The following is a 19,827-nucleotide window of genomic DNA, read 5'->3' as shown; positions in this document are numbered from 1 at the left end:
TTATTCACATTAGAAATGAAGAAAATGATATCCAGGAAAACAAAAAATAAGTTACAGCCTGAGCTCCCTATTTCTACCATCAATCATAATCAAGCCGCTGTTACTAAGTTAGTAAAAAATTGCTCTCATCAACTTTTTCTGTTGGTAGACGGTTCTTCTTATTTGTACCGCGCCTTTCATGCGTTCCCTCCTTTAAGAAATTCAAAGGGCGAACCCACAGGCGCAATTTATGGCGTGCTAAATATGTTACGCCGCCTTTTTTTACAATATTCACCCCAAAATATGACTATTGTTTTTGATGCCCCTGGTGAGAACTTTCGTAGCACTATTTTTCCAGAATATAAAGCACATCGCCCTTCTATGCCGGATGATCTGCGTGCACAAATATCCCCTTTACATCACATTTTGTCTGCCATGGGGTTGCCTTTATTGGTTGTCGAGGGTGTAGAAGCCGATGATGTGATAGGCACTTTGGCTAAAGACGCAGAAAAATCAGGTTATGAGGTAGTGATAAGCACGGGTGATAAAGATATGTCTCAGCTAGTGAGTCCTAATATCACCTTAATTAACACGATGAATAATAAAACCCTTGATCCCAATGGGGTGTGTGAAAAATTTGGCGTCCCGCCCGATTTAATAGTGGATTTACTCTCATTAATGGGTGACAGCGCTGACAATATCCCGGGTGTCCCGGGGATTGGCGAAAAAACGGCCCGGGCATTGTTACGAGGTATGGGAGGGCTGGATAAGTTATTTGATCATTTAGATAAAATCGCTAATTTATCGTTTCACGGGGCCAAGACTTTGGCTGAAAAGCTGATAAAACATCAAGAAAAGGCATATTTATCCCGCCAATTGGCGACCATCAAAACAGACGTTTCATTAGATATAAGTTGTAATGAATTACAGGTTTGCCCCCCTCAGATAGATAAATTAAAAAAATTATTTTCTCACTATGAATTTAAAACGTATTTAGCAGATATTGAAGCCGGGAAATGGCCAGTAACCCATTTAAACTCTAAAAGCTCAAAAAATAACCTAATATCTTCATCTACGGATCCATTAAAAGCGATTTTTTCGACGGATGATTATGAAACCATTCTGCATGAAGAACGATGGCTTATTTGGCTTGAGCGGCTTAAAAAAGCCTCTCTTTTTGCAATTCATGCAGAAACTGATGGGCTGGATGCAAAAACGGCACATTTAATTGGGATATCTTTTGCTGTGGCGCCTGGGAAAGCAGCTTACCTGCCACTCGGTCACGATTATCCAGAGGCGCCTGCTCAGTTGAATATGGATAAAGTGCTCGCACTTTTTAAGCCATTATTAGAAGATCCCTATGCACTGAAAGTTGGGCAAAATCTTAAATTTGATCAAAGTCTTTTAGAGAATTATGGGATAAGGCTTCAAGGTATTGCTTTTGATACGATGCTCGAATCCTACATATTCAATAGTGTGGCCGGTCGGCATGACATGAAAAGCTTGTCTGAACGCCATCTGAATCATAAAACCTTGTCTTTTGACGATATCGCTGGAAAGGGAAAAAATCAACTCACTTTTAATCAGATCTCATTAGAACAAGCCGCCATTTATGCTGCAGAAGATGCTGATGTCACCTTAAGATTGCATTTGGCACTATGGCCAAAGCTCAAAGAAAATCCAGATTTGATGAAAGTATTACAAGAAATTGAAATGCCTCTGTTATTAGTGTTGTCACGTATGGAGCAGACTGGTGTCATGATCGATCCTGATATATTACTCAATCATTCTAAAGAATTACAGCTCAGATTAACGGAGCTTGAAAAAAAAGCCCATGACATTGCAGGCGAGACGTTTAATTTAAATTCGACTCAGCAATTACAGACGATTTTATATGAGAAGCAAAGACTACCGGTATTAAAAAAAACCCCAAAAGGCGCGCCTTCGACCAATGAAGTAGTTCTAGCAGAATTAGCGTTAGACTATCCTTTACCAAAAATTATTCTTAATCACCGCAGCCTAACAAAATTAAAAACCACTTATACAGATAAGCTCCCTCTCATGATCCATCCTTTATCTGGCCGGGTGCATACCTCTTACCATCAAGCTGTGACTTCCACTGGTCGTTTATCCTCTCGTGATCCTAATTTACAAAATATTCCCGTGCGCAATGAGGAAGGTCGGCGTATTCGTCAGGCTTTTATTGCCCCCAAGGGTTACCAGATTGTCGCCGCAGATTATTCTCAGATAGAATTGCGGATTCTGGCGCACCTCTCACAAGATCAAGGTTTGTTGAATGCCTTTTTACAAGGTCAAGATATTCATCTGATCACGGCGGCAGAGGTATTTGGTTTACTTATTTCACAAGTTTCAGCGCAGCAACGTCGTAGTGCAAAAGCGATTAATTTTGGCCTGATTTATGGCATGAGTGCGTTTGGATTAGCGCGTCAATTAAATGTTTCCAGATTTGAAGCTGAAAGATATATGAACCTGTATTTTACGCATTATCCCAAAGTTTGGGATTACATACAGCGCACAAAAGAAGAAGCGGCAAAAAATGGCTACGTGACTACTTTAGAAGGGCGTCGTTTATACGTAGCCGATATTCACTCGAAAAATACCACGAGACGTAAGGCCGCTGAACGCGAAGCGATTAATGCGCCCATGCAAGGCACCGCCGCCGACATTATTAAGAGAGCTATGATTCATATCGATTTTTGGTTGAGACAAGAGGAAAAAAAGTTAGCCCAAACACAAAAATCCCGGGTGAATTTAATTATACAAGTTCATGACGAATTGGTATTTGAGGTTCATGACACTGTTTTAAAAAGTGCTACAGATAAAATTCGTGAGTTAATGGAAAAAAGTACGCAAAATTTATTACTTAAAGTCGATATCAAGTTTGGCAACAATTGGGATCAGGCTCACTAGACTTTTTCTAAAGTCATATAAAACACACTTATCCTGACTAGGAGAACAAAAAAAATGTCACATCATGGCCATGAGCCGATTGGCCAAAAAAATAAAAAAATCTACATTAAACTTCATCCTTCTATTCAACCAAAGCATTCCAAAAAAAAATGGATTTTCCTGCTCTTTCTGTTCATTTTGTTTTTAAATATTGGATTAGTAGTCATACTTTATGGCTTTTATCTCAATGAAAAAATCCGGCAGCGGATTGATGGACAAGTGTGGGTACTACCAGCCGCAGTGTATGGTCGTATGCTTAACCTAGAGCCTGGAATGGCTTACAGTAAAAAGCAGATGATCAATTTATTGATAGCGACGCAATATAGGAAAGTGCAGAATTTGCTTCGAGTTGGCGAATTTACCGTACAAGATAACAGTATTGATATGCTGCGCCGTCCATTTAACTTTCCAGACGCTAAAGAAGATCAGGTTCATGCACGTCTGATTTTTCATAATGACCGATTAGTTCAGATTGAAAATTTGGATAATCAGCGTTTTTTTGGTTTTTTTCGATTAGATCCCAGATTAATCACCATGTTACAAACCCCTAGTGGGGAACAGCGTTTATTTCTACCTCGATCCGGCTTTCCAGAAAGCTTGATCAACACATTACTCGCGATAGAAGATCGTCATTTTTATCAACATGATGGTATTGATTTTTATTCGACAGGCAGAGCGTTGTTGGCAAATATACTGGCAGGCAGAACAGTACAAGGAGGAAGCACCTTAACTCAGCAATTAGTCAAAAATTTATTTTTAAACAATCAACGGTCTTTTTGGAGAAAAGTGAATGAAGCCTATATGTCAATATTGATTGATCATCATTACAGTAAAAATACAATCTTAGAACTGTATCTCAATGAAGTATATTTAGGTCAAAACGGCAACGATCAAATTAGAGGGTTTCCGTTAGCCAGCCTATATTACTTTGGCCGCCCCGTCGATGAGCTGAGTTTAGATCAACAAGCCATGTTGGTGGGGATGGTCAAAGGAGCGTCTTTATATAATCCTTGGCGAAATATTAAATTCACCCTAGAAAGACGAAATTTAGTTCTGAAATTACTTCAAAATCAAGGCAACATTGATAAGAAGCTTTATCATACCCTCAGCACCCGTCCGTTGGATGTCCAACCTAAAGGTGGGGTTATTATTCCACAACCTGCCTTCATTGAAATAGTGCGGCAAGAATTAAAACAAAAGTTAGGGGATAAAGTTCAGCATCTCTCAGGCGCTAAAATTTTTACTACGATGGATCCTGTTTCTCAGGATGCCGCAGAAAAAGCCATTGAATCAGGTATTCCCGCTTTAAAAGGTTCGGAGCATCATTTAAGTGATCTAGAAGGCGCTATGGTTGTCATCGATCGTTTTAGCGGTGAAATTTTGGCTATTGTAGGCGGCTCTCAACCTCAATTTTCTGGATTTAATCGAGCTCTGCAAGCTCGGCGCTCTATTGGATCGTTAGCTAAGCCAGCTATCTATTTGTCAGCTTTAAATCAACCGCAGCAATACCGCTTCAATACCTGGTTATTCGATCAACCTTTGTCATTAGAGCTCCCTAATAGAGCGGTATGGGAACCGAAAAATTATTCACGAAAATTTCGTGGCCAGGTTATGTTATTAGATGGATTAGTTGATTCATTAAATGTTCCCACTGTGAATCTGGGGATGTCTATTGGTTTAGATCAAATAAGTCAAGTAATCAAGCAGCTAGGAGCACCTGCCTCTACCGGCCCTCTTATGCCCTCCATGCTACTGGGGGCTATTAATTTAACTCCATTAGAGGTTGCACAAGAATATCAAACCATCGCCAGTGGTGGGAATAAAGCTACTTTGTCTGCTTTACGTGCCGTTATCGCAGTAGATGGCTCCATGCTGTATCAAAGTTTTCCACAATCTGAACGTAGCCTGTCCGCACAGGCGAGTTATCTTGTTTTATATGGAATGCAAGAAGCCGTTAAAAGAGGCACAGCACGATCTTTATCTTCTGAATTTTCAACATTTCATTTAGCGGGGAAAACAGGAACAACGAATGATTTACGTGATAGCTGGTTTGCTGGCATTGACGGTAAAGAGGTCACAATTATTTGGCTAGGGCGTGATAATAATGGTCCTACTCAATTCACAGGCTCGACTGGCGCACTGAGTTTATATCGTAGATATCTTGAAACAAAGCCCCCTTTACCGCTGATTTTAAGAAAACCAGTAGGTATCGTTGATATGAATATTGATAGTACTACAGGTCATTTTATATGTGACACAGAGCCTCATAATCAGATAAGCACGATCCCTGTATGGACAGAAGATCCAGATGTGCTGTGCAAGACATCTGAAGAACGACGCCCCAGAGCGCATTAAAGAAAAAATTAGTGCTCGATTCAATTAGAAATATATTTTAAAACTGACTATCAAAGTCTTTAAAACAGCCAGTATCAATAAGTTATTTTTTTGTGCCTGATTGGAAAAACCACGATCCAAATTCCTAGTACAATCAGGCTGACGCCCAGTGTTTTAAGTATGGTGGCTGTTTCATTGAAGCAAGACAAAGAGACGGCGGCTAAGTAGACCAGCGCGTAACTCATACTAAGAAGCGGGTAAGCTTGATGCATCGGTAAATAACGCAAGGTAAAAAACCAAAATAACATGGCAGTCACATAGGACAGCATACCAAGAACAATAGCCATCAACGAATGCGTATGATTAATCACAAAAAAGAGATTAATCTTAATCTTCTCTGTCTTTGGAAAGTCCATCATACCCCATTTCAGCAATAACTGAGCAAAACTGGCCAGCAGGACACTGATCAATCCATAAAGATAACTTTTCATATACCCTTCCCCAATAGTAAAATACCGACCATCATGATACCGATACCTATCCAATGCTGAAGGGTGACTTTCTCTTTAAAGAAAAAGTAGCCTGAAAGGGTCGTCAAAATTAAATTAATACTTAAAAATGGATAAGCCTGGCTTAAAGGCAGATATTGTAATAGCTTCAACCATAGTAACATTCCACCCGCCAGGAAAATCAAAGACAGGCCCAGCCAAATCAACGTTTGTCTTTTGGCATTTTCTTTCCAGGAATGAGTCGCCTGCTTTTGTGATAATTGACCTGCGCAGGTTAAAAAAATCACAAATAACAATAATAAATAATGATTCATGAGGTTTTTTTATACCATAATAGAATTAAGCGATAACTTGATTCTATTTTATCCGGCTTCGGCAAATGTGTTAGAGTGTCTTCACCTTCAGATAAAAGCAACATCAGAGAAACATCCCCCTTCCGACGTGCCTGTGCTAACCATTGAGGAAAATCAGCTGTACTGACATATTTATTCTTGCTGTCAGGATAACTCAGCCCATAACTCAATTCTCCTTTTTGATGAAACATTATGATATTACTACGATTTATCTCCCATGCTACTCCTGCGCCCACCCCGACGCTATTAACTAAAATGTAACGGCTTCCACTTAATAGAGCTTTATTATTCTGGATGAAATTCTGAGGTTGTTCTGTATCAATCAGTTTCTGAGGGATGAGGTAACCTGCCAATAAAGCGAATAATACCGGACAAGCTGCAGCATATTTCCAGTTTTGTGCATTATTTTTAAGGCTCCATGCACCTAAGGTCGCCCAAGCAAGCGCACAGACAGCACCTAAAATGATTTTTGGGGTTTCTTGTGAGTGATACAGAAAAAATGTCGGCATCCATTTCACGCCCACCAGAAAAACAAGGATAAAAAAAACACCGAAAACAATGTTGATCACACCATTGATTTTGAACGCTTTCATTCTTGTTTGAGGCGCACAATCTTTTGTATAGGCCGCAAGCAATATAGAAAGCGGAGCCATACAAGGTAAAATGTAAGTTAGTAGCTTTCCTTTAGCAAGGCTGAAAAACAAGAAAGGCATCAATATCCAACTGAGTAACAAAAACAAGTGAGGGCGAGTTTTTCTCTCCCGAAAACCCTTGAGAAGGGCGCTAGGTATCAGCCCCAGCCAAGGCAAACTTGCAATACAAAATATCGGAAGATAATACCAAAATGGCGCTTTATGCTGAGCGTTGTCTTCTGCAAAACGTTGAACATGTTCCACCCAAAAAAAATAATGCCAAAAATCAGGCTCGTGATGCGCAATCGCCAAGACCCAAGGAAGAGACAATAAAAAAGCGGATAAAAATGCAATAGGCCCAAAGCAAAAAAGTTCTTTGAGGCGCTTTTGTTGAACCATAATAGGTAAAACAGAAATCACAGGGATGGCTAAAGCTGCAAATCCTTTTGTCATAAATCCCATGCCACAAGCTATTCCAAGTAGCACATAGGCGATAAATTTTTGCTGGGTACTTTTTGCATCGAGAGTGCTATAAAAACTTACCATCGCTGCAACAAGCCAAAGAGACAACATGGGGTCTAGTACGGCATAAGAGCCTACACTTAATACCAAAAAAAAAGTCAGGTAGATAAACGTTGCGATGGTGGCCATCGTACGGTTATTAAATAGACGAATTGACAGACAGAAAATCAGGCAAGCCGTGAGAGCCGTACTGAATATAGAGCCAAAACGCACCGCAAAATTATTATGCCCAAATAACCAGTGACCAATGTTATTGATCCAATAACCTGCAATCGGTTTTTCAAAATAACGGATGTTTAGGAAATAAGGGACAACCCAGTTGCCTCTTTCTAGCATTTCCCGACTGATTTCAGCGTAACGCGTTTCATCAGGTTGCCAAAGTAATCGCTGATCAACAGGAATTAAATACAGTAAAGAAAAAATAGTAACTAAAATCACTGTATGACTTTTAAATAATTTCAGCATATTTTTATTCGTTTAGTTCAGTTTGACATCCGAGCCAACCTTCTCTCCCCGGGAACGCAGAGCGAACCACTTTTCCTAATGGCAAATCATTTTTATTATCTGGTAACAAATCGATAAGAGGGCAAAACGCAATGCCAGCTTTTTTTGCTTTTAATAAAAATTCTTCAAACATAGAAGATTTACTAATGCCTTCGACTTCTGCATGAATTGTATACACGGGTATTGTGTGCGCTTTTAAAATAGCATTCAAAATATAATCATTAAAATTTTTCTCTTGTACCTGACTGCCAATCACCTCATCATAGGTGGGCAAAGTCACAGGGATCTGCACTTGGCCAATACCTCCATTTGCCAGCTGTGGCCGAAACGGATGGGTTCCTCTGCAGTCGCTATTGTAAGTAAAAGCAAAATGTTTTTTCACCGCCAGCACGCTTAAATCCGCTCTCCATCCTGGTGCAGCTGAGCAGATGATTTTTTTTTCTATCACCGCTTCTAAAATCTGGAGGCCTTTTTTTATTTGTTCATTTAGTTGCTCAGCAGACCAGCGTGTCGATTTCGTTTGCCAAGCATGATGATCCCAGGCATGAAGACCAACTTCATGTCCTTTTTTGGCTGTTTTTTTCATTAAGAAACCTAAGTGTTGAGCTATTTGTTTCCCAGGCCAGGCGGTTCCAGCCAATAGAATATCCCAACCGTATAAAGACGCTGCATTAGAACGTAGTATTTTACAAAAAAAATGCGGCCGCAGTAAACGCCATAGATGCCGCCCCATGTTATCCGGTCCCACAGTGAAAAAAAAGCTGGCTAAAATATCGTGTTTTTCAATTAAATTCAGCAGTATTGGCACCCCTTTTTGGGTGCCACGGTAAGTATCAACATCAATTCTTAACCCCACTTTTTTCATTGATTTTTTTTGCCTTTTACCTGTGATTTCTTTTGTTCTTGTACAGCACTGCGTAAGAAAAAATCCAACGTTTTTTCTATTGTTTCTTCGATCGAAATACGAGGCGCCCAATTGAGCAAACGACGGGCGTTATGAATACTGGGAGTACGGTGTTCAACATCTTGATATCCTTTGCCATAATAAGCACGGCTTTCAATAGTTTTAAATCCAGCGAAAGGAGGGAAGTGGTGTCGTAATTCATGTTTTTCAAAGCTCTCTAAAAGCATTCGTCCTAATTTACGAATACTGGCTTCGTTATGCGGGTTGCCAATGTTAATAATTTTTCCATTGCAACTTTTCCTGTTTTCAATAATACGAAATAACGCTTCGACACCATCATTAATATCGGTGAAACAGCGTTTTTGCTCACCTCCATCGATTAATTTAATCGGAGTGCCTTCAACCAGATTTAGGATAAGTTGTGTAATGGCTCTGGAACTGCCAATCCGGGCTGAATGCAAATTATCTAAACGTGGCCCCATCCAGTTAAAGGGTCTAAAAAGCGTAAACTTTAGGCCTTCTTTTTCGCCATAGGCCCATATTACACGATCTAGTAATTGCTTAGAGGCAGAATAAATCCATCGCTGTTTATTAATAGGGCCCACAATTAAAGGGGAATTATCTTCATTAAATTCTTTATCATGACACATGCCGTATACTTCTGAAGTCGAAGGAAACACAATACGTTTATTATATTTAACGCAATATCGAACGATCCTTAAATTTTCTTCAAAATCAAGTTCAAAAACACGTAATGGATTTCTGGTATATTCAATAGGCGTGGCAATCGCCACCAAAGGTAGGATCACATCGCATTTTTTAATATGATATTCAATCCATTCAGAGTGAATACTCATGTCTCCTTCCACAAAGTGGAAACGAGGATTAGACATAAGGCGACTGATCGCCTCAGAGTCGATATCCAGGCCATATACTTCGTGTTGATCGCTTTGTAATAAACGTTCTGTAAGATGGTTACCAATAAAACCATTCACCCCTAATATCAAAACTCGAGTGCGTCTTTTTAAAGAAAAAGAGTGCTTTCTTCCCAATCTGACATCGGGAACAATGCTCATTTCTTCTGCCAACTGATGCCCTTGTAAATATAAGCCAGACTCACTTTGAGAAGTAATGATTTCTAGGGATCCTTCGCCACAAGAGATCACAAAAGGATTAATGGTTAATACAGTACCAGCCAGTTGTTTTGGATGATTTTGAAGATTATCGACAGGACGAGAACGCCATATGATGAATTTACGTTGATCCAGATAAGTAAAAGCACCTGGGTAAGGCTCAGTTACAGCGCGAACTAAATTATTGATCTCATTTGCAGATTTTTCCCAGTAAATTTCTCCATCCGCCGAAGTACGACGTCCAAAATAGCTGGCTTCTGATTCAGATTGCGGTTGTAAGGGTAGTGGGCTTTTCTTTAAAGCAGGCAGCAAATCCATCAATAAAGTTTGAGCCGCTTGGCGCATTTTTTTATGTAAAATCAGAGCCGTATCCATCACATGAATCGGCACTTTTAATTGCCCCAGTATGGGACCTGCATCGGGTTTTTCTGTCATTTGATGAAGAGTGATGCCGGTTTCGGTCTCTCCATTTACTAATACCCAATTCACTGGGGCAAGACCACGATATCGTGGCAATAAAGAACCATGTAAGTTAAAAGCACCTTGAGGTGCAATGGATAAAATATCTTGTTTTAATAAATGTCGATAATAAAAAGAAAAAATAATATCAGGCTCAAACACTCGAATACGATCCACCCATAAAGGATGATTCACTTCTTCAGGAGCAAATACCGTTAATCCCATCTCTGTTGCCAAATGAGCAACAGAAGAAAAGTAACAATTTTCCAGAGGATCATCCGTATGAGTAAAAATCGCTTGAATATTATAGCCAGTATCTATTAATGCGCGTAGACCAACACAGCCAATATCGTGATAGGCAAATACAATAGCTTTCATTATTTTTCTTCCTGCATACTTTTAATAGACTGCGCGCTGATTACTTTATAGATAAAATACCGAGGACGAGCACGAACATCATGGTAAATACGGCCGATATATTCACCTAATAATCCCATACCTATAAATTGGGCTCCAATAAACATAAACAGCACGGCAAACAGTGTAAATACGCCACCGCCTGCCCAAATGGAGCCAAAGATTAATCGTAAAACTACTAACAAAACAGCCAAAGCAAATCCAGATAAAGCAATGACACTGCCTATCAGGCTCAATAGTCTCAGAGGTGTTGTCGTCAGGCAAGTTATGAGATCGTACATCAGATTAATCAGTTGGATTAGGCCATATTTTGACTCACCAAAAGCACGCTCTGCATGCTGAACTAGAATTTCGTGAGTACGACGCGCAAAGATATTGGCTAAAACAGGGATAAAAGTGCTTCGCTCATGACAGTTTAATATAGCGTCTATAATATGCCGACGATAAGCCCTTAGCATGCACCCGTAATCCTTCATTTTTTTTCCAGTCGTGCGTTGGATCATGAAGTTTATTAATTTAGAAGCCGTTTTTCGGAAAAACGAGTCTTGCCGATTTGATCTTATCGTACCGACCACGTCGTAGCCTTCTTCTGCCGTTTGTACTAAACGAGGGATTTCTTCAGGTGGGTTTTGTAAATCAGCATCTAACGTAATAATCAGATCACCACGGGCATGATTAAAACCGGCCATAATCGCTGAATGTTGACCATAATTTCTGTTTAACAATATGGCAGTAACATAAAGATCTTCTTTTTCAGCTACAGTAGTTAAAATGGATGATGAATCATCACTACTACCATCATCAACAAGAATAATTTCATAGGATTGACTCAAAGTTTTACAAGCATCGGATGTTCGTTCAATCAAAGCAGGCAGACTCGCTTGCTCATTATAAACAGGAATAACCACCGACACTTTTTTAATGGGTTTAATTTCTAGCACAGGCATCACCTATAAATAGGTTGTAAGGCACTCATTCGTCATATCGACATCATGGCTTTTCATATGAGGCAGCAACCGAGGAAATTTCAGGTATAGATCTCGGCACACACTTTACGGCGAGCACTTATTGCAGTCAAACGTTTCAATTGTACTATTGTTACCATATCCATTATTAAAAAATAGGGAGTGGCATTCACATTTCTCTGTTTCAGATTCTTTAAGTTTGATAAAATCTCCAATATTTTTATATCAATTAAATTTTAAAATTTTTACTCCCAGACAATACATTTGAAACTATTTTAATAGGGCATCGCATGGATATCATTAGAGAACTATTAAATGCCTTATGGGAACAAGATTACGCAACACTGGCTGATCCTTCCCTGGCTCGGGCGATTTATATTTTATTATTTCTCATTCTTTTTTTAGAAAATGGGGTATTACCTGCAGCCTTTTTGCCAGGAGACAGTCTCTTAATTTTAGTCGGTGTTTTAATTGCAAGAGAAGCGATGAATTTTCCCGTGACTCTAATTGTTTTGACGATAGCTTCTAGCTTAGGATCCTGGGTGGGTTATCTTCAAGGGAGGTGGTTGGGGAACACTCAAATGATACAAGGGTGGCTTTCACATCTGCCTGGGAATTATCATGAACGTGCTCATCAACTATTTCATCGTCACGGTTTATCTGCGCTATTAATTGGACGTTTTTTAGCATTTGTTCGAACTCTTTTACCCACTTTAGCAGGCATTTCTGGTCTTAATAATTCACGTTTTCAGTTATTTAATATTCTTAGTGCATTACTTTGGGTTTTAATACTCACGTCTCTCGGGTTCACATTAGGAAAAACGAATATTTTTTTAAAATATCAAGATCAATTAATGCTGTTATTGATACTATTACCAGTTGTATTACTGGTACTCGGTCTTATCAGCTCTATGTATTTTTTTTGGCAAAAAAAGCTGGCACGCAAAAACAAAAGTAAGTAGAAATGATGAAAAAATCATCTATATCAAATGTAGTATAAATTAGTGTCAGTATTGATATTTATGACTATGCTTAATTTTAATCAACGATACCTCTTTTACCCAAAAAAATTTTTGAATAATTACCTCATACTTGGAGAATAATTTTATGTCAAAAAATGACACTACTGAAAACTTACGTAAGGAGCTCAATACGATGGCAAATACTCTCGAAGAAGTATTATCTTCATCCGATAAACCGAAAGTAAAGCTAAAAAAGATACGTTCTAAGGCAGAGAATATATTGAAATCGACTCGTGATCAGCTCAGTGAGACGGGTAAGAAAATGATGGATAAAACCAAAGAATTAAAAGATAAAGCCGACACTTATATACATGATAATCCATGGACAGGTGTAGCAATTGGTGTTGCAGCTGGTCTTGTGTTGGGCATTTTATTATCGCATCGTTAATAAGTTAATAATATGCAAAAAAATTGGTAAAAAAAGCCCCAACAAAAAGCTCGTCGATGTTATTCGACGCATTACTAGCACAATTGTCAGTATAATAGAGACGCGTCTTGGGCTAGTAGTAATTGAACTCGAAGAAGAAAAAACAGGTTAATTCAATTATTGCTCATTGCAGGCATGACTTTGCTCTGTGCTTTTTTTGGATTAATCACTTTATTAATACTGCTGATATGGAGCATTAATCCTGTTTACCGGCTTTTCATACTTGGGATGATCACCATAGTCTTTTTGGGATTATCGATTTTAGGTATCTTGTGGATTATAAAAAAACCTCAATCTACGTTATTGATCCACACTCAAAATCAACTTGAAATTGATAAAATTTTTTTGGAAGGTGACAAGTGAAACAAAATCACGAGCAGAATCAGAAAATAAAATCAATGCTTTCTAAAATCGCTCAGCAGCGTTTAAGTATTGTTGATGATTTTGAGACTTACTCCAAAATCATGGCACCTTATGATCGTGGATGGATGAAAATCACCAGTACAAATAAATATTTTATTTTAGCATCAGGCGTTTTAGCTTTTTATATTATTCGCCATCCTGTTCGTGTATTCAGGGTTTCTAGGCGGATTCTACAAACCTAGAGTTTTATGCGTTTAATACGAAGTTTTTTTTAAACGTCACTCTATAAAAATTAAATAACACCCTGTGTATTTAAAAAATATCCGACACATGAAAATCTTTTTTAAATGTCAATACCAACTGAATTCTGCCCCACTTTACTGAAATAAAACTGACCCGCCTCTAATCAACTCCTTCAAGGAATAGATTAATTCAAGGCTAAATGAGCATGTTTATAATTTAGCCGCTTATCATCATGACGACTTCGGACCTAAATCAGGTAAACTTTATTAGCATAAATCACGGGTAAAACAGTGTGGCTATACACCCCAAAATGAAATGTGTCTGTTAGATTAAATTGCAGCGACCACAAAATAAAAAATAGAGGCGGGTACAATTGATTATCTAGATTATTTTATATATCTTCACGGGTACAATGAGTTTTTTCAGAGGAAATCACGATGGCTCGTTCATTAAATAGAGTTAAAGAAATTCTCATCAAGGTGAAACATATACAAGAAGAAGCTGAAAAAAAAGAGAAAGAATCCGCGAAATATTTCACTGACCGATGTAACAAAATATCTCAAAGAGAACATGAGCGCCTTAATGTCATTGTCGATAACCGCACTGGTCAATTACTCAGTAAACCTGTTTGCTCATACCGTTATTACTCTCAGTTAATGCAAAATTACCGCAATGGGATCAAAGCGCTAGGATTTAAGCATCATGCCATAAAACGCCATATCAATACTTTTTTACGTAAGTATAGTAACACAAAAGAAGGTCTTCATAAAAAACTAGATCCACACCTACCTATAGAAAAATTAAGAGAGAATATCATTCTTCTTCGTACTAATACAGTCACAGGATCAGACTTTCGTCGTGATTTGCTTCGTCTCCGAATTGAGCACCATGCTTATTATATGTTTGAGCCCAAAAGTGCCATTAAAGATTGGATTCGTGATGATGATCAGAAACAACTGAATAAAAAATTACACACTCAAATACTTGTAAACCCTAAATGGGTTAAAACTCTGGTATGTAATCTATTGACTAAAAATGAGCCATCTACCAGTGATTTGTGTATAGGAATTGCATTAGCTTCTGGGCGACGTCTCACAGAAATAATGAAAACAGCCTCTTTAAAAGTGGTCGATGATAAAACACTATTGTTTAGTGGTCAGCTTAAAACAAAAAATCGCTACTTATTTAAAAAAATATCTCGATATCAAATCCCTTCTATGATTGAGGCCGAAATAGTAGTTAAAGCATTAGATAAACTCAGACAAAAAACACAAAATAACACGCTAAAATATCATAATGTCTTTGGGAAAATGGTAAAAAGTGAAGTGAAAGACGCCGGTATTAAAGACTACGACCATAACAGGGCGGTGCATAAAAAATATGAAAGCACAATGAATAGGGCTGTACGAGCACTTTTTCAAAATGGTCAATTTAGCCTTAAAGACTGCAGAGCTCTTTATACAGAAGTGACCTATGAAGACCATCTTAAAAAAGGTGAAGCCCCATCAGCGTATCGTCACCGGGTTCTTGGCCACTCACTCATTGAAACCCAGTTGCACTATGAAGCATTCCGCTTAAACAATTCCGTTCAGAGTATTGAGCTTATTGAAAATAATAATCATGCAAAAATCGCCGACCTGCAAAAATCCTTGGGTGTATATTTAGAGAAAGCAGATATTGCTGTGGTGAGTTATTCGAGAGCCCCAAAAATGGCAGTGATACACGAATGGCTAAAATCAGAAGTGATGAAAGGCTTACAGTTGGAGAAAATGACGCCATCATACATTCGACGACATTGCCTCTTTGAGGGTAAGCAGTTAAATTTCAATACCATTAAAAAGTACCTTAATGAATTTATTCAATTAGCTCAATACTGACCAACATAACTCAGCGATTTAAATCTATTAAAACCTACGGATAGGTACTACCCTTCCTAAAATGAGAAACCAAACAACGCTATCAGAATGGTTTGATAATTTATGTCAGTGACTCATGTAAGTTACAAATAATGATTTATGATATGAATTTTTTATATTACTCAATCGGTACTTTTCGATTTTTTAAGGACGAAAATCACGAGGAGTCATCATTTTCAAAAAACCAGTATCACCATGAGATTCATGCTTGATGATTATTGTAAGCGCTTAATGTATTTACCTCAGAAAGATAAATTATTTGTCGTTAATGTTGATCAATTAAATTTTTTCACATTTTTAATCCCCTTCTATTAAAAAATAAACAAAATTTATCAGCAATACGGATGATGGTTCGCTATAGTCTCTATCTCCATTTCAGCCTGCAAAACCTCAGAAAAATAGCATTAGCTCCCGAATTTTAAAGGTATCAAGCGTCAACGGTACTTTGTGCCAAGCAAATCAAAGGTTTTCCTGGATTCGAACTGTCACATGCCTATCTCATTACTGACGGCATTGTTCTTACGATCACCTAAGTCAGTTTCAAAAACAGGCATTAGACTTCGCAACTCAAATTGCTATGACAGGTCTTGTGTATGATATGGGGAGTGAGCTTTTAACAGTTGGTTTTAGAACACTGTGAGCGCATATTACTCAAATATTTTCTTTTCCGTCTGCTGTGGTGATGGATTTTAAAATATAGCGTTTGCAATACGTAGCCGGAGCCAATCTAGTTCGATATCGTGTTCCCGTTTTAAGTATTTTAGGTGCTAGTTTCGATATTGATCAAGTTCATAGAGATATCACTGCACTTAAAACGGAGGTTGATCTAGATGTCAGACAAGATTTAAAAGTCAGTATTATTCTTTTTTATTTAAGCGTAGCGATCGGGATCTCAAGTGGCCTGTCATTATTTTTACTTCAGCCTGCGCCATCGGACTGGTCGCTGGCGAGATTGGGATGAATTTTTTGTGATTAGAAATGAACTATAAGGTCCTCAATCAGCTCGAAAAAAGACAGGCAGAAAAAAGAATAAAAACCATTTTGATCGGCATTTTAAAAAATTTTTTTAAAATATTATTAGAGTTAGATGATGCAATAAAGGCGGTATACTACAGCACAGGGAAAATAATTTTAGAAGAACGTCGATATAAAAATTAACAGAAAAAGATCGGTAGAGTTTAATCAACCTGTATGAGGAAGCCCGTCTTTATTCAAAATAGACATAGAAGATAAAATACTCTCCTTTGAAACGGGGACAGGGCATTATCAACGTATAAAGCTAAAAAAACGGGAACCCCCTGTTTATACCCATCTTTCGACAGAAAAAAGCGAATACAAGTTTTACGACATGGGAGAGTTTTCATACACTGATGATCAAATCATCTGTAAATAATGAGATTCATTTAGAAGATGTTTTATTTGTAAAAAGACAAAATTGGATGCCAGGTGCCTCATCACTTTCTGCTTATGTGATGAAAGAGGTTGCAGCGACTGCTACAACACACGATAAAATCTATTTTTTGGGGTGATAGAAAAGATGAAATGGTCGGTCACCCAGAAAAAACTATATTTTTGACATCAGCAACGGATTCAAACATTCCAAAAGGGGGCGCTCAATCCGACACTTTTATTTTTAGATGCACGGCTCTTCTTTTTCAACCCAGCCTGTTTGATGGAGCTAGCGGTTTTAATACACTACTAGCAAAAAAAATGCATCAAAATAAGATGTAGTGTTAATATACATGGTGACTCTTTTTTTATTAAGAGCACGCAAAAATAGCGACGTTAAAAATATTCATCATATCGAGACTTGCTCAGACACAGATGATGTAATTTTTACAAGTGTTCAATCAAATATCCTCAATGAACAGGGAAGTCGGGATACTCTGAAGAGATTTGGTGCAATGATATTTGAGTCGCTCAGGCCAGGGGGCTGCATGGAAGAAATGACACAAATTGTTATCATATTTTACAAAACACCTATTCTGAGTCCGCGTTACGTATCTTCACATAAGAGGATGATCTAGACGTATTCTAGCCATGTTATTGTGAATGAATCAATGATTATCAGAGTATAACTGTCTTAACACTATTTAATCTCTATTTTCCCTCATTGAAAAAACAAAAAGCCACATTTGCTGTGACGGTATACTCGCTAGTAGTTAAGTCTTATTTATTATACTTTAGCTGATATTCACTTTCAATAGAATTATCAATTCCTTTCTAAGTGAAGAGGTCAATATTTTGCAACCTTTGGTAAAGAAAGGGATCACTTCTTATATAAATTATCTCAACAAAAAGCAGGCATTTATTAAATTAAAATTAGAAATGAAGGAAACTGAAAATCAGCTCGTTTTAAAAAAACCATGAAAGCTATTTAGTAAAAAAATGAAATTCGGGCGCTCGATAAAGAACCACGGCTTTCCTGGTCTCATCAACTGTCAAAATATCAAAAAGAACTGAATTTAATAAGCATGCCGTTAAAATTTTTGAGCAACAAATAGAAGAAGAAAATGTTCTCGAGGAAAATACGAATATCGGTGTACAAAGGTATTACAAAGTGATTATTAGTTTAAATGTGAAAAAAGAAGATATGAATTGGTTAAAACCTGGCATTACGGTTAATGCCACCATGGTGGTGACAGGAAAACATGAGATTATGTCCTATCTTGTATTACCCTTTAAGAAATAGCTCAACAATGTCTTCTCAGAACCAATAAGTTTAACGCAGTATCATCAATCTTAAATTTTTTAACAGATAATACACTCTTTAAAAATCTCTATTTTAGCATCACTTAATGTGGCACAAACTTTTCATTTTTTTCCATTGAATTTAAACTCTTTTTGAGTTTTTCAGCAACTTCGTCAGCTAATTTTTTGATTAACGGTTCTTCTTGAGAAGCTTCAATCATCACACGGATCAAAGGCTCCGTGCCGGATGTACGCAGTAAGATTCGGCCTCTTCCTGCGAGTTTAGATTCCACTTTTTTGACTAAAGATACCACTGCATCAGATTGCAAATTATTTTGATTACCAGAAAAAGAAAAATTAACTAATACTTGTGGCAATAATTTTATTTCACTACAAAGCTCATGTAGGGTCATTTGATTTTGAATAATTACTTTAAATACCTGCAAAGCCGCTATCATACCGTCTCCTGTGGAGGTTTTATCCAATAAAATGACATGGCCAGAATTTTCAGCTCCAATCCGATAACCATGTTTTTGCATTTTTTCTAAAACGTAGCGATCACCGACGTTGGCTCTGATAAAAGGAATTTTCAATCTTTGAAGAGCAACTTCTAACCCCAGGTTACTCATGAGCGTTCCAACAACACCCCCTTTTAATTGCTGCTGACGACAGGCTTCTTTAGCAATAAGATAAACTATCTGATCACCATCCACTTTGTTACCTAGGTGATCTACCATGATCAGCCGATCACCATCTCCATCTAGTGCTATTCCTAGATCAGCCTGTTCTGCTAAAACGCTTTTTTGTAACATGCCGATATTGGCAGCACCACATTCTTTGTTAATATTTAATCCATTTGGTTTACAAGCAATAGAAATCACCGTTGCACCTAGCTCTCTAAGCACACTCGGAGCAATATGATAAGTAGCCCCATTTGCACAATCGACCACTATTTTAAAATTTTTTAAATTTAATTCACTTGAAAAAGTACCTTTACAAAATTCAATGTAGCGGCCCGCTGCGTCAACAATTCGGCTAGCTTTACCTAATTGAGCAGATTCAACACAGGTTATAGGCTTTGCTAATTGTACTTCAATAGCTTCTTCTAGACTATCAGGGAGCTTTGTGCCATTAATATCAAAAAATTTAATACCATTATCATAGAAAGGATTATGAGATGCTGAAATGACAATACCTGCCTCCGCTCGAAAAGTGCGAGTTAAATAAGCTATGGCAGGTGTGGGCATAGGGCCTGTTAATAAAGCAGAAAAACCCGCAGCGGCTAAGCCTGCTTCTAAAGCAGATTCCAACATGTAACCAGAAATGCGGGTGTCTTTGCCGATGATAATTTTACGTGAATCTTGACGAGCTAAAATTTTCCCTGCCGCCCAACCTAATTTTAAAAAAAAATCAGGGGTGATCGGCATATTTCCTACTTTTCCACGAATGCCATCCGTACCAAAATATTTACGATGATGCATTAT

At 37.9% G+C, this 19,827-nt stretch carries 17 protein-coding genes and 1 pseudogene; 11 read left to right on the top strand and 7 right to left on the bottom strand.

The features are described from left to right. Positions 1 to 15 precede the first annotated feature (15 nt). Both polA and mrcB read left to right on the top strand, forming a co-directional pair. Positions 16 to 2,910 (top strand): DNA polymerase I, encoded by a 2,895-nt coding sequence (polA, locus tag CICURV3402_RS03020; RefSeq protein WP_235667601.1) that lies wholly within the window; start codon positions 16 to 18, stop codon positions 2,908 to 2,910. Between the two features lie 54 nt (positions 2,911 to 2,964). After that, positions 2,965 to 5,345 (top strand): annotated as a pseudogene (gene mrcB, locus CICURV3402_RS03015) (bifunctional glycosyl transferase/transpeptidase). Between the two features lie 33 nt (positions 5,346 to 5,378). On the opposite strand, the gene arnF reads toward mrcB, so the two are convergent. The 6 genes from arnF to arnC are packed head-to-tail and all read right to left on the bottom strand — an operon-like array spanning position 5,379 to position 11,663. Next, complete coding sequence (arnF, locus tag CICURV3402_RS03010; RefSeq protein ID WP_158379763.1) at positions 5,379 to 5,774, bottom strand: 4-amino-4-deoxy-L-arabinose-phosphoundecaprenol flippase subunit ArnF; 396 nt, start codon at positions 5,772 to 5,774, stop codon at positions 5,379 to 5,381. Beyond that, the gene (gene arnE, locus CICURV3402_RS03005; protein WP_158379762.1) at positions 5,771 to 6,106 is read right to left on the bottom strand and encodes a 4-amino-4-deoxy-L-arabinose-phosphoundecaprenol flippase subunit ArnE; all 336 of its coding nucleotides are present in this window, start codon (positions 6,104 to 6,106) and stop codon (positions 5,771 to 5,773) included. Before arnE ends, arnF begins: the two co-directional genes overlap by 4 nt. Further along, positions 6,103 to 7,761 (bottom strand): lipid IV(A) 4-amino-4-deoxy-L-arabinosyltransferase, encoded by a 1,659-nt coding sequence (gene arnT / locus CICURV3402_RS03000; protein WP_407079068.1) that lies wholly within the window; start codon positions 7,759 to 7,761, stop codon positions 6,103 to 6,105. Before arnT ends, arnE begins: the two co-directional genes overlap by 4 nt. A 7-nt stretch (positions 7,762 to 7,768) precedes the next feature. Then, entirely contained in the window at positions 7,769 to 8,668 is a 900-nt protein-coding gene (arnD, locus tag CICURV3402_RS02995) for a 4-deoxy-4-formamido-L-arabinose-phosphoundecaprenol deformylase (protein WP_158379760.1), read from the bottom strand. Further along, positions 8,665 to 10,677, bottom strand: coding sequence for a bifunctional UDP-4-amino-4-deoxy-L-arabinose formyltransferase/UDP-glucuronic acid oxidase ArnA (gene arnA / locus CICURV3402_RS02990; RefSeq protein WP_158379759.1), 2,013 nt, complete (start codon positions 10,675 to 10,677; stop codon positions 8,665 to 8,667). Before arnA ends, arnD begins: the two co-directional genes overlap by 4 nt. Then, positions 10,677 to 11,663, bottom strand: a complete 987-nt coding sequence (gene arnC, locus CICURV3402_RS02985; RefSeq protein ID WP_158379758.1) for an undecaprenyl-phosphate 4-deoxy-4-formamido-L-arabinose transferase — start codon at positions 11,661 to 11,663, stop codon at positions 10,677 to 10,679. Before arnC ends, arnA begins: the two co-directional genes overlap by 1 nt. A gap of 308 nt (positions 11,664 to 11,971) precedes the next feature. On the opposite strand from arnC, the gene CICURV3402_RS02980 reads away from it, so the two are divergent. From CICURV3402_RS02980 to CICURV3402_RS07140, 9 genes are all read left to right on the top strand, one after another. Further along, positions 11,972 to 12,643: a DedA family protein gene (locus tag CICURV3402_RS02980; RefSeq protein WP_158379757.1), complete on the top strand. Its 672-nt coding sequence runs from the start codon at positions 11,972 to 11,974 to the stop codon at positions 12,641 to 12,643. Between the two features lie 145 nt (positions 12,644 to 12,788). Then, a complete protein-coding gene (locus CICURV3402_RS02975) occupies positions 12,789 to 13,091 on the top strand; it encodes an ElaB/YgaM/YqjD family protein (RefSeq protein ID WP_158379756.1) in 303 nt (100 codons plus the stop codon). Between the two features lie 159 nt (positions 13,092 to 13,250). Beyond that, positions 13,251 to 13,493 (top strand): phage holin family protein, encoded by a 243-nt coding sequence (locus CICURV3402_RS07335; RefSeq protein WP_320410057.1) that lies wholly within the window; start codon positions 13,251 to 13,253, stop codon positions 13,491 to 13,493. Continuing rightward, a complete protein-coding gene (locus tag CICURV3402_RS02965) occupies positions 13,490 to 13,735 on the top strand; it encodes a YqjK-like family protein (protein ID WP_158379755.1) in 246 nt (81 codons plus the stop codon). Before CICURV3402_RS07335 ends, CICURV3402_RS02965 begins: the two co-directional genes overlap by 4 nt. A gap of 438 nt (positions 13,736 to 14,173) precedes the next feature. Continuing rightward, positions 14,174 to 15,613: a protelomerase family protein gene (locus tag CICURV3402_RS02960; protein ID WP_158379754.1), complete on the top strand. Its 1,440-nt coding sequence runs from the start codon at positions 14,174 to 14,176 to the stop codon at positions 15,611 to 15,613. Between the two features lie 742 nt (positions 15,614 to 16,355). Then, complete coding sequence (locus CICURV3402_RS02955) at positions 16,356 to 16,613, top strand: hypothetical protein (RefSeq protein WP_187306909.1); 258 nt, start codon at positions 16,356 to 16,358, stop codon at positions 16,611 to 16,613. Positions 16,614 to 16,630: 17 nt separating this feature from the next. Next, positions 16,631 to 16,810 (top strand): hypothetical protein, encoded by a 180-nt coding sequence (locus CICURV3402_RS02950; RefSeq protein WP_187306908.1) that lies wholly within the window; start codon positions 16,631 to 16,633, stop codon positions 16,808 to 16,810. Between the two features lie 212 nt (positions 16,811 to 17,022). Then, positions 17,023 to 17,181 carry a hypothetical protein gene (locus tag CICURV3402_RS02945; RefSeq protein WP_187306907.1) on the top strand — a complete coding sequence of 53 codons (159 nt, stop codon included), beginning with the start codon at positions 17,023 to 17,025 and terminating at the stop codon, positions 17,179 to 17,181. Between the two features lie 1,031 nt (positions 17,182 to 18,212). Further along, positions 18,213 to 18,344 carry a hypothetical protein gene (locus CICURV3402_RS07140; protein ID WP_268904289.1) on the top strand — a complete coding sequence of 44 codons (132 nt, stop codon included), beginning with the start codon at positions 18,213 to 18,215 and terminating at the stop codon, positions 18,342 to 18,344. 103 nt (positions 18,345 to 18,447) lie between these two features. Here CICURV3402_RS07140 and glmM read toward each other — a convergent pair whose 3' ends face one another. Next, positions 18,448 to 19,824 (bottom strand): phosphoglucosamine mutase, encoded by a 1,377-nt coding sequence (glmM, locus tag CICURV3402_RS02935; RefSeq protein ID WP_158379753.1) that lies wholly within the window; start codon positions 19,822 to 19,824, stop codon positions 18,448 to 18,450. Between the last annotated feature and the right edge of the window lie 3 nt (positions 19,825 to 19,827).

The sequence above is a fragment of the Candidatus Williamhamiltonella defendens genome, from assembly GCF_900699045.1.
Taxonomy (GTDB): domain Bacteria; phylum Pseudomonadota; class Gammaproteobacteria; order Enterobacterales; family Enterobacteriaceae; genus Hamiltonella; species Hamiltonella defensa_A.
Note: the sequence above shows the minus strand (reverse complement) of the source record. Positions and strands in the feature narration are given on the sequence as shown.

What these genes read in the sequence shown, in the direction of transcription:
- polA (WP_235667601.1), top strand. Translation starts at nt 16, where the DNA reads ATGAAGAAAATGATATCCAGGAAAACAAAAAATAAGTTACAGCCTGAG.
- arnF (WP_158379763.1), bottom strand. Translation starts at nt 5,774, where the DNA reads ATGAAAAGTTATCTTTATGGATTGATCAGTGTCCTGCTGGCCAGTTTT.
- arnE (WP_158379762.1), bottom strand. Translation starts at nt 6,106, where the DNA reads ATGAATCATTATTTATTATTGTTATTTGTGATTTTTTTAACCTGCGCA.
- arnD (WP_158379760.1), bottom strand. Translation starts at nt 8,668, where the DNA reads ATGAAAAAAGTGGGGTTAAGAATTGATGTTGATACTTACCGTGGCACC.
- arnA (WP_158379759.1), bottom strand. Translation starts at nt 10,677, where the DNA reads ATGAAAGCTATTGTATTTGCCTATCACGATATTGGCTGTGTTGGTCTA.
- arnC (WP_158379758.1), bottom strand. Translation starts at nt 11,663, where the DNA reads ATGCCTGTGCTAGAAATTAAACCCATTAAAAAAGTGTCGGTGGTTATT.
- CICURV3402_RS02980 (WP_158379757.1), top strand. Translation starts at nt 11,972, where the DNA reads ATGGATATCATTAGAGAACTATTAAATGCCTTATGGGAACAAGATTAC.
- CICURV3402_RS02975 (WP_158379756.1), top strand. Translation starts at nt 12,789, where the DNA reads ATGTCAAAAAATGACACTACTGAAAACTTACGTAAGGAGCTCAATACG.
- CICURV3402_RS02960 (WP_158379754.1), top strand. Translation starts at nt 14,174, where the DNA reads ATGGCTCGTTCATTAAATAGAGTTAAAGAAATTCTCATCAAGGTGAAA.
- CICURV3402_RS02950 (WP_187306908.1), top strand. Translation starts at nt 16,631, where the DNA reads ATGAACTATAAGGTCCTCAATCAGCTCGAAAAAAGACAGGCAGAAAAA.
- CICURV3402_RS02945 (WP_187306907.1), top strand. Translation starts at nt 17,023, where the DNA reads ATGATCAAATCATCTGTAAATAATGAGATTCATTTAGAAGATGTTTTA.
- glmM (WP_158379753.1), bottom strand. Translation starts at nt 19,824, where the DNA reads ATGCATCATCGTAAATATTTTGGTACGGATGGCATTCGTGGAAAAGTA.